Annotated in this window: 8 protein-coding genes; 2 read left to right on the top strand and 6 right to left on the bottom strand. The window is 71.1% G+C overall.

All coding sequences use genetic code 11. The annotated features are described in order from the left end of the window. Positions 1-44: 44 nt before the first annotated feature. Both ACWGIS_RS32790 and ACWGIS_RS32795 read right to left on the bottom strand, forming a co-directional pair. Positions 45-722, bottom strand: coding sequence for a potassium channel family protein (locus ACWGIS_RS32790; protein ID WP_355783304.1), 678 nt, complete (start codon positions 720-722; stop codon positions 45-47). Next, complete coding sequence (locus ACWGIS_RS32795; protein WP_453366171.1) at positions 722-1,393, bottom strand: potassium channel family protein; 672 nt, start codon at positions 1,391-1,393, stop codon at positions 722-724. The genes ACWGIS_RS32790 and ACWGIS_RS32795 overlap by 1 nt, the downstream gene beginning before the upstream one ends. 425 nt (positions 1,394-1,818) lie before the next feature. On the opposite strand from ACWGIS_RS32795, the gene ACWGIS_RS32800 reads away from it, so the two are divergent. Beyond that, entirely contained in the window at positions 1,819-3,870 is a 2,052-nt protein-coding gene (locus ACWGIS_RS32800; protein ID WP_453366143.1) for an APC family permease, read from the top strand. A gap of 110 nt (positions 3,871-3,980) precedes the next feature. Beyond that, positions 3,981-5,309: a class I SAM-dependent RNA methyltransferase gene (locus ACWGIS_RS32805; protein ID WP_453366144.1), complete on the top strand. Its 1,329-nt coding sequence runs from the start codon at positions 3,981-3,983 to the stop codon at positions 5,307-5,309. A 143-nt stretch (positions 5,310-5,452) separates the two neighbouring features. On the opposite strand, the gene ACWGIS_RS32810 is transcribed toward ACWGIS_RS32805, so the two are convergent. From ACWGIS_RS32810 to ACWGIS_RS32825, 4 genes are all read right to left on the bottom strand, one after another. Beyond that, positions 5,453-5,641: an acyl-CoA carboxylase epsilon subunit gene (locus ACWGIS_RS32810; protein ID WP_453366145.1), complete on the bottom strand. Its 189-nt coding sequence runs from the start codon at positions 5,639-5,641 to the stop codon at positions 5,453-5,455. Positions 5,642-5,673: 32 nt separating this feature from the next. Beyond that, positions 5,674-7,218 (bottom strand): acyl-CoA carboxylase subunit beta, encoded by a 1,545-nt coding sequence (locus ACWGIS_RS32815; RefSeq protein WP_453366146.1) that lies wholly within the window; start codon positions 7,216-7,218, stop codon positions 5,674-5,676. A gap of 24 nt (positions 7,219-7,242) precedes the next feature. Continuing rightward, the gene (locus ACWGIS_RS32820; protein ID WP_453366147.1) at positions 7,243-7,674 is read right to left on the bottom strand and encodes a hypothetical protein; all 432 of its coding nucleotides are present in this window, start codon (positions 7,672-7,674) and stop codon (positions 7,243-7,245) included. A gap of 110 nt (positions 7,675-7,784) precedes the next feature. Further along, entirely contained in the window at positions 7,785-8,579 is a 795-nt protein-coding gene (locus tag ACWGIS_RS32825; RefSeq protein WP_453366148.1) for an AfsR/SARP family transcriptional regulator, read from the bottom strand. Positions 8,580-9,069: the final 490 nt, after the last annotated feature.

A 9,069-nucleotide genomic window follows, 5' to 3' on the forward strand; every position in this document is an offset into this window, starting at 1 on the left:
GCCCGGACCAGGTCCGGGCGCCCCCTTCGTCGTACCGCCGTGCGTCAGCTCGTCGCTTCCTCGCGGCGCACCGACAGCAGGTCCTCCAACTGCTCCTCGCGGGCCTGCGCCGCCACGAAGAGGAGTTCGTCGCCCGCCTCCAGGGAGTCCTCCCGGGAGGGCGTCAGGACACGGGTGCCGCGGATGATCGTGACCAGGGAGGTGTCCTCCGGCCACTCGACGTCACCGACCTGCGTGCCCGCCAGCGCCGACTCCGGCGGCAGCGTCAGCTCCACCAGGTTGGCGTCGCCGTGGCTGAAGCGCAGCAGCCGCACGAGGTCGCCGACGCTGACGGCCTCCTCGACGAGCGCCGACATCAGACGCGGGGTGGAGACGGCGACGTCGACGCCCCAGGACTCGTTGAAGAGCCATTCGTTCTTCGGGTTGTTGACGCGGGCCACGACCCGCGGGACGCCGTACTCGGTCTTCGCGAGGAGGGAGACGACCAGGTTGACCTTGTCGTCGCCCGTGGCCGCGATGACCACGTTGCAGCGCTGGAGCGCCGCCTCGTCCAGGGAGGTGATCTCGCAGGCGTCGGCGAGCAGCCACTCCGCCTGCGGGACGCGCTCGACCGAGATGGCGGTCGGCGCCTTGTCGATCAGCAGGACCTCGTGACCGTTCTCCAGGAGCTCGCCCGCGATCGAGCGGCCCACTGCACCGGCACCGGCAATGGCGACCCTCATCAGTGACCGGCCTCCTCTTCAGGGCCCTCGGCGAACGCCGCCTCGACCTTCTCGACGTCGTCCGGGCGCATCATCACGTGCACCAGGTCCCCCTCCTGCAGCACCGTCTGCGAGGACGGCAGCATCGCCTCGCCGAGACGGGTCAGGAACGCGACACGCACCCCGGTCTCGTCCTGGAGCCGGCTGATCTTGTGACCGACCCAGGCGGCGGAGGCGTGCACCTCGGCGAGCTGCACCCCGCCCGTCGGGTCGCGCCACAGCGGTTCGGCGCCCGAGGGCAGCAGCCGGCGCAGCATCTGGTCGGCCGTCCAGCGGACGGTGGCGACGGTCGGGATGCCGAGGCGCTGGTAGACCTCGGCGCGGCGCGGGTCGTAGATACGGGCCGCGACGTTCTCGATGCCGAACATCTCGCGGGCCACCCGGGCGGCGATGATGTTCGAGTTGTCACCGCTGGAGACGGCGGCGAACGCGCCGGCCTCCTCGATGCCCGCTTCGCGCAGGGTGTCCTGATCGAAGCCGACTCCGGTGACACGGCGTCCGCCGAACCCGGAGCCCAGTCGTCGGAAGGCGGTGGGGTCCTGGTCGATCACGGCGACCGTGTGCCCCTGTTGCTCCAGGGTCTGGGCAAGAGCGGATCCCACTCTTCCGCAGCCCATGATGACGATGTGCACGACCGTCCTTCCGATGTCAATGGTCACGGCTCAGGTGGAACAGGGTCTCAGACCGCCGCCCAAGCTACACACGCGCGGTACGCGGAGGGCACCCCTGTGCACGCTGCCTGCGGTTCTCCTCCCTCGGCGGCGGCCGATGCCGCGCACGGTCGCCCGCGGTTCTCCGCCCTCAGCGGCGGCTGATGCTGCGCACGCTGACAAGAGTCAGGATTCCGAGGCCGACCAGTCCGGCGGCGGCGCCGATGAGCTCCGCGGTCGTGTGCATGGAACCTCCAGAAGCAGCAGTGGACGGGGTTTTGTCATATAGGCATGCGGATCTCGTCGACCACGGAATCCGCAGCGGGAACCCCCAGTGATTTCACTCGTAGGGCAGATGCAGGGTGGCGGGTGGGCGGGCGCCCGTTCGAACCCTTACGATCCTCTGCGTGTCCAAACTGACCGACGTGCCCAAACGGATCTTGATCGGGCGCGCACTGCGCAGTGACCGGCTCGGAGAGACTCTCCTGCCGAAGCGCATCGCACTCCCCGTCTTCGCCTCCGACCCGCTCTCCTCCGTGGCGTACGCACCCGGAGAAGTCCTCCTGGTCCTGTCCATCGCGGGTGTGTCGGCCTACCACTTCAGCCCGTGGATCGCCGTCGCGGTCGTCGTGCTCATGTTCACGGTCGTGGCGTCCTACCGCCAGAACGTGCACGCCTACCCCAGCGGCGGCGGCGACTACGAGGTCGCCAACACCAACCTCGGTCCCCGGGCCGGACTCACCGTCGCCAGCGCCCTTCTCGTCGACTACGTCCTCACCGTCGCCGTCTCCATCTCCTCGGGCATCGAGAACCTCGGCTCCGCCGTGCCCTTCGTCGTCGAGCACAAGGTGTTCTGCGCGGTCGCCGTCATCGTGCTGCTCACCCTGATGAACCTGCGCGGCGTGAAGGAGTCCGGCAAGCTCTTCGCGATCCCCACGTACGTCTTCGTCGCCGGCGTCTTCATCATGATCGCCTGGGGCGCGTTCCGCGGGCTCGTCCTGGACGACACCATGCGCGCGCCGACCGCCGACTACCACATCGTCGCCGAGCACCAGGGCATCGCCGGCTTCGCCCTCGTCTTCCTGCTGCTGCGCGCCTTCTCCTCCGGCTGCGCCGCGCTCACCGGCGTCGAGGCGATCTCCAACGGAGTCCCGGCCTTCCGCAAGCCCAAGTCCAAGAACGCGGCCAGCACCCTCGCCGCGATGGGCCTGCTCGCCGTCACCATGTTCTGCGGGATCATCGCGCTCGCCATGGTGACCAACGTCCGCATGGCCGAGAACCCGGCCGAAGACCTCCTCCACAACGGCGTCGCGGTCGGCGCCGACTACGTGCAGAACCCCGTGATCTCGCAGGTCGCCGAGGCCGTCTTCGGCAAGGGCAGCTTCCTGTTCATCGTCCTCGCCGCCGCCACCGCGCTGGTCCTCTTCCTCGCCGCGAACACCGCCTACAACGGCTTTCCGCTGCTCGGCTCGATCCTCGCCCAGGACCGCTACCTGCCGCGCCAGCTGCACACCCGCGGCGACCGCCTCGCCTTCTCCAACGGCATCGTGCTCCTGGCCGGCGCCGCCACCCTCCTGGTCGTCATCTACGGAGCCGACTCCACCCGGCTGATCCAGCTGTACATCGTCGGCGTCTTCGTCTCCTTCACGCTCAGCCAGACCGGCATGGTGCGGCACTGGAACCGCCACCTGGCCGCGGAACGCGACCAGACCAAGCGCCGCCACATGGTCCGCTCCCGCGCGATCAACGCCTTCGGCGCCTTCTTCACCGGCCTCGTCCTGGTCGTCGTCCTCGTCACCAAGTTCACCCACGGCGCCTGGGTCGCCCTGCTCGGCATGGTGATCTTCTACGCGACGATGAGCGCGATCCGTAAGCACTACGACCGGGTCGCCGAGGAGATCGCCGCCCCCGAGGGCCCCTCCGACGACAGCGTCCGGCCCTCCCGCGTCCACTCCGTCGTCCTGATCTCCAAGATCCACCGGCCGACGCTGCGCGCCCTCGCCTACGCCAAGCTGATGCGCTCCGACACCCTCGAAGCCCTCAGCGTCAACGTCGACCCCGCCGAGACCAAGACGCTCCGCGAGGAATGGGAACGGCGCGGCATCACCGTCCCGCTCAAGATCCTCGACTCGCCCTACCGCGAGATCACCCGGCCCGTCATCGAGTACGTGAAGGGCCTGCGCCGCGAGTCCCCGCGCGACGCGGTCTCCGTGATCATCCCCGAGTACGTGGTCGGCCACTGGTACGAGCACCTGCTGCACAACCAGAGCGCCCTGCGCCTCAAGGGCCGCCTGCTGTTCACCCCCGGCGTCATGGTCACCTCCGTGCCCTACCAGCTGGAGTCCTCCGAGGCCGCCAAGAAGCGCGCCCGCAGGCGCCAGGAGTGGAACGCGCCCGGCGCGGTGCGCCGCGGACCGGCCGAGGAGAGGCACAAGGAGCCCCAGGGCCCCAAGACCTGACGCGGACCGGACGGGCCGACAGGCTCATGGTGAACGGCCGGGCGACGTCCACGTAGACTGGTGGGCTGTTGTCCGGCCGTTCCCCTTTTCGCATCTGGAGTCACCCCGCCATGCAGGCAGAACCGAAGAAGTCGTTGGTGGGGGAGGAGTACGAGGTCGAGATCGGCCCCGTCGCCCACGGCGGGCACTGCATCGCCCGCACGTCCGAGGGCCAGGTCCTCTTCGTCCGGCACGCGCTGCCCGGCGAGAAGGTCCGCGCCCGGGTGACCGAGGGCGAGGAGGGCGCGCGCTTCCTGCGGGCGGACGCCGTCGAGATCCTCGACGCGTCCAAGGACCGCGTCGAGGCACCCTGCCCCTACGCCGGCCCCGGCCGCTGCGGCGGCTGCGACTGGCAGCACGCCAAGCCGGGCGCCCAGCGGCGGCTCAAGGGCGAGGTCGTCGCAGAGCAGCTCCAGCGGCTCGCGGGCCTCACGCCCGAGGAGGCCGGCTGGGACGGCACGGTGATGCCCGCCGAGGGCGACAAGCTGCCCCCCGGCGAGGTGCCCTCGTGGCGCACGCGCGTGCAGTACGCCGTGGACCCGGACGGCAACGCGGGCCTGCGCCGCCACCGCTCGCACGAGGTCGAGCCGATCGAGCACTGCATGATCGCCGCCGACGGTGTGAGCGAGCTGGGCATCGAGCAGCGCGACTGGGCCGGGATGCAGTCCGTCGAGGCCATCGCCGCGACCGGATCCCAGGACCGCATGGTGATCCTGGAGCCCCGCCCGGGCGCCCGGCTGCCCCTGGTCGAGCTCGACCGGCCCGTCTCCGTGATGCGCGTCGAGGAGCACGACGGCGGCATCCACCGCGTCCACGGCCGCGCCTTCGTGCGCGAGCGCGCCGACGACCGCACCTACCGGGTCGGCAGCGGCGGCTTCTGGCAGGTCCACCCGAAGGCCGCCGACACCCTCGTCAAGGCCGTCATGCAGGGCCTGCTGCCGCGCAAGGGCGACATGGCGCTCGACCTGTACTGCGGGGTCGGCCTCTTCGCCGGCGCGCTCGCCGACCGCCTCGGCGAGAAGGGCGCGGTCCTCGGCATCGAGTCCGGCAAGCGCGCGGTCGAGGACGCCCGGCACAACCTCGCCGGATTCGACCGCGTCCGCATCGAGCAGGGCAAGGTCGAGTCGGTCCTCCCGCGCACCGGCATCACCGAGGTCGACCTGATCGTCCTGGACCCGCCCCGCGCGGGCGCCGGCAAGAAGACGGTGGAACACCTGGCGTCCCTGAACGCCCGCCGCATCGCGTACGTCGCCTGCGACCCGGCGGCCCTGGCCCGCGACCTGGCGTACTTCCGCGACGGCGGCTACAAGGTGCGGACGCTGCGCGCGTTCGACCTGTTCCCGATGACGCACCACGTAGAGTGCGTGGCCATTCTTGAGCCTGCCTCGAAGGCCGTCTGACCTGCGGGTTCTCCTTGGCGGTCGGGCGTGGCCGGTGGCGGTGGTGCGTGAACCGGCGGCCGGACAGGAGCCGGGTGCGCCGAGGCGCCGGACCGGCCCCCGCGGAGGGAGGGGGCAGGTCCGGCGCCTCGGCGCGTCACCGCTCAGGGCGTCTGCCAGCTGTGCGGGGCGTGGAAGGGGTGGGGGCGCCAGGAGGTGGTGCCGGGGGTGGACGCCTGAGCGTCGACGCCGGCCCGGGCGGCACGGCTGAGCAGCAGGGCCGCGAGGGCGGCCAGTTCCTCGGCCGTGGCCTGGCCCTTCTCGATGCGGATGGGGGGCGGGGGAGTGAGCATGGGACCTCCGTCGCTGCGGGGCGGCTGTGCCGTCACTGAGGGGGGTTGCCGTGCTTGCGGGCGGGGTGGTCGGCGTGCTTGGTGCGCAGCATCGCCAGTGAGCGGATGAGGACCTCGCGGGTGTCGGCGGGGTCGATGACGTCGTCGACCAGGCCCCGCTCGGCCGCGTAGTAGGGGTGCATCAGTTCCGCCTTGTACTCCTTGACCAGCTCGGCCCGCATGGCTTCGGGGTCCTCGGCCTCGGCGATCCGGCGGCGGAAGATGACGTTGGCCGCGCCCTCGGCGCCCATGACGGCGATCTCGTTGGTGGGCCAGGCGTACGTGAGGTCGGCGCCGATGGACTGGCTGTCCATGACGATGTAGGCGCCGCCGTACGCCTTGCGCAGGATCAGCGAGATCCGCGGCACCGTGGCGTTGCAGTACGCGTACAGCAGTTTGGCGCCGTGGCGGATGATGCCGCCGTGCTCCTGGTCGACGCCGGGCAGGAACCCGGGGACGTCCAGGAGGGTCACGATCGGGATGCTGAAGGCGTCGCACATCTGCACGAAGCGGGCGGCCTTCTCGCTGGCCTCGATGTCCAGGACACCGGCGAGCACCCGAGGCTGGTTGGCGACGACGCCCACCACCTGCCCGCCGAGACGGGCCAGCGCGCAGATGATGTTGCGCGCCCAGCGCTCGTGGACCTCCAGGTACTCGCCGTCGTCGACGAGTTCCTCGATGACCTCCGTCATGTCGTACGGCCGGTTGCCGTCCGCCGGGACCAGGTCGGCGAGGGTGTCGCAGCGACGGTCGTGCGGGTCGTCGCACGGCACCGCGGGCGGGTTCTCCCGGTTGTTCTGCGGGAGCAGGGACAGGAGGTAGCGGACCTCGCCGATGCAGGTCTCCTCGTCGTCGTAGGCGAAGTGGCAGACGCCGCTGGTCTCGGCGTGCACGTCGGCTCCGCCCAGGCCGTTCTGCGTGACCTCCTCGCCGGTGACCGCCTTGACGACGTCCGGTCCGGTGATGAACATCTGCGAGGTCTCGCGGACCATGAACACGAAGTCCGTGAGTGCGGGGGAGTAGGCGGCACCTCCGGCGCAGGGGCCGAGCATCACCGAGATCTGCGGGATGACGCCGGACGCCCGGGTGTTGCGCTGGAAGATGCCGCCGTACCCGGCGAGCGCGGTGACGCCCTCCTGGATGCGGGCGCCGGCGCCGTCGTTCAGGGAGACCAGCGGCGCCCCGGCCGCGATGGCCATGTCCATGATCTTGTGGATCTTGGTGGCGTGGGCCTCGCCCAGCGCGCCGCCGAAGATCCGGAAGTCGTGGGCGTAGACGAAGACCGTGCGGCCCTCCACCGTGCCCCAGCCGGTGATGACACCGTCCGTGTACGGCTTCTTGGCCTCCAGGCCGAACCCGGTCGCCCGGTGCCGGCGCAGCTGCTCGACCTCGCGGAACGAGCCCTCGTCCAACAGCAGGCCGATGCGCTCGCGCGCGGTCAGCTTGCCCTTGGCGTGCTGCGCCCGCGTTGCCTTCTCACTGGGGCCGGCCAGTACTCGGCGGCGTATCTCGGCCAGCTCCGCGACCTGGGACCTCATGTCTCCCCCTGATGGGACGGGATGTCAGTTGCCGAGCCGGCGCAGACCGTTGATCTGGAGCACGGCGAAGGCCGCGACGACGGCCGCCTGGAGCGGGGTCCACACCGTGCCGACGGTGTTCGGGTCCAGCCAGCCGAAGACCAGGGCGGCCACGCTCGCGACCGCCCACAGCAGGTTCGCCTCGATGACCACCTTGGTGGCCGTGGTGGACGGCACCGGACGGGCGGCCAGCACGGCGACCAGTGCGCCGTAGACGGTGAGGAACACGCCGATGCCGCGGAGGAAGCCGGTGCCGAGGCCGAGCAGGTCTCCCACCGGACCGGCGGCGAACAGGTAGATGAGGCCGTTGCCGCCGGTCACGACGGCGTCGAGGCCGAGGAAGAGGCGTAACGGACGCGCGGCCTCCGCGCGCCCCTGGGTCGTCACGGCGCGGGCCGGCGACTGGCTCGTGGTCATGTGGTTCTCCAAAGGTCGGGGGGCGGTTTCCACTTCCGATCCGGATCGTTCCAGGCGGTGCTGACCAGCGGCTGACGTGCCGCTTACGCGGCGCGCGGGGGCCGGCGGCGTCAGGTGAGCTGGAGCAGGGGAGCGCGCACGTCACCGGACAGGGCCGGGTCGTGGGACAGGATGGCGCTCTCGACCTGCCGCAGCGCGGGGGACGGCTCGATGCCGAGTTCGTCGGCGAGGTGGCGGCGCATACGGCGGAACACGTCCAGGGCGTCGGCCTGACGGCCCGCGCAGTACAGGGCGATCATCAGCTGCTCGCAGAAGCGTTCTCTGAGCGGGTGGCTCGTGTGGGTCTCGGCGAGTTCGGCCAGGACGGCGGCGTGCCGACCGAGCCGCAGCTCGGCGTCGAAGCGGAGCTCCATGGCCCGCATGCGGTACTCCTCGTAGCGGGCGCCGGCGAGCTGGCACAGGGTCCCGCCGGTGAAGCCGCCGAAGACCGGCCCCCGCCACATGGCCAGGGCCTGCCTCAGTAACCGGGCCGCCTCGTCCGGTGAGCCCGAGCCGAAGGTCTCGGCCTGGCGGACCGTCCTGACGAACTCGGCGGCGTCCAGCTCCCCCTCGTTCACCGTCAGGCGGTAGCCCGAGGGGTGGATGGTGACGCGCGAGGTGGTGCGGTCGGGCTCCAGGCCGCGCAGCTTGCGGCGCAGCCGGCTGACGTGGGCCTGTAAGGCGTTGGCCTGGTTGTCCGGGGCGCCCTCGCCCCACATCTCCTCGACCAGCGCCTCACCGGAGACCGACTGCCCCTCGCTGACCAGCAGCGTCTGGATCAGGGTCCGTTGCAGATCGCCGGAGATCTCGGCCGGTCCCGACGCGGTGCGGATCTGCAGTGCCCCGAGGATCGAGAACGTCAGCATGTTTCCCCCTTGGCGATCAGTGCGGCAGAGAGTGGTCGGGGGGGCCGGTCACGGCGGTCCGCCTCCGCGGCCGAGGCCGCACGGCGGGCTCCCGGGCCGGTTTCCGTCCCGGGGGTTTCCTCCCGACTCCATCCTGGCACAAAAGAATTCCTTTGAGAAGGTATTTTTCTGCTGAACGAGTCCGAGCCGGTCCGGCAGGGGCGCTGAGCTGGGCGGTTGCCGGACAACAGAGGTCAACCGGAACCGGTGGTGGATGCGGACGCGTCTGCGCCCCGGCGCACCGCCCAGTGCCGGGCGGTGCGCCGGGGCGCGGGTGTCCGTCGGCGCGGGGGTCACCGACGGTGCGTGCGGCACCGGGGCCGCGCGGGCCGGTGGGGCGGGCCGCGGGGAAGCCGGGGGCCGGGCGCGTACAGGACGAGCGGAGAGGGCAGGATTCGAACCTGCGTGGGCTTTGTGGGCCCGACCGTGAGATTGCTCTCTGGTCCCCGTT

The sequence above is a fragment of the Streptomyces sp. NPDC054842 genome, assembly GCF_053611025.1.